Raw genomic sequence first — 630 nt, 5'->3', positions numbered from 1 at the left:
AACCCGGCTACGTCGAATCCAAACTCGCTGTCCTGGACAAGTACAACCTCAAGGTCTGGGCCATCTCCAACCACCTCAAAGGCCAGGCCGTCTGCGATGACCCCATCGACTTCCGCCACGAAGCGATCGTCGGGGCGAAGGTCTGGGGCGACGGCGACCCGGAAGGTGTCCGGCAGCGTGCCGCCGAGGAAATGAAACACACCGCCCGGCTCGCCAAGGCACTGGGCGTGGACACCGTCGTCGGCTTCACCGGCTCCTCCATCTGGCAATACGTCGCCATGTTCCCGCCCGTCCCGGAAAAAGTCATCGACGCCGGCTACCAGGACTTCGCCGACCGCTGGAACCCCATCCTGGACGTCTTCGACGAATGCGGCGTCCGCTTCGCCCACGAAGTCCACCCCTCTGAGATCGCCTACGACTACTGGACCACCGTGCGCACCCTCGAAGCGATCGGCCACCGGCCCGCGTTCGGCCTGAACTGGGACCCCTCCCACATGATGTGGCAGGGCATCGACCCCGTCTCCTTCATCTGGGACTTCAAGGACCGGATCTACCACGTGGACTGCAAGGACACCAAGCTCCGCCCCACCGGCCGGAACACCGTCCTGGGCTCCCACCTGGCGTGGGGCG

General features: G+C 65.2%; 1 protein-coding gene. It reads left to right on the top strand.

Translation table 11 applies throughout. From position 1 onward, the window contains the following. Nucleotides 1-630, top strand: a 630-nt coding sequence (locus tag AU175_RS20990; RefSeq protein ID WP_156642548.1) for a sugar phosphate isomerase/epimerase family protein, incomplete at both ends; no start/stop codon positions are given.

It is taken from the genome of Arthrobacter sp. B6, from assembly GCF_001663775.1.
GTDB lineage: Bacteria > Actinomycetota > Actinomycetes > Actinomycetales > Micrococcaceae > Arthrobacter.
Note: the sequence above shows the minus strand (reverse complement) of the source record. Positions and strands in the feature narration are given on the sequence as shown.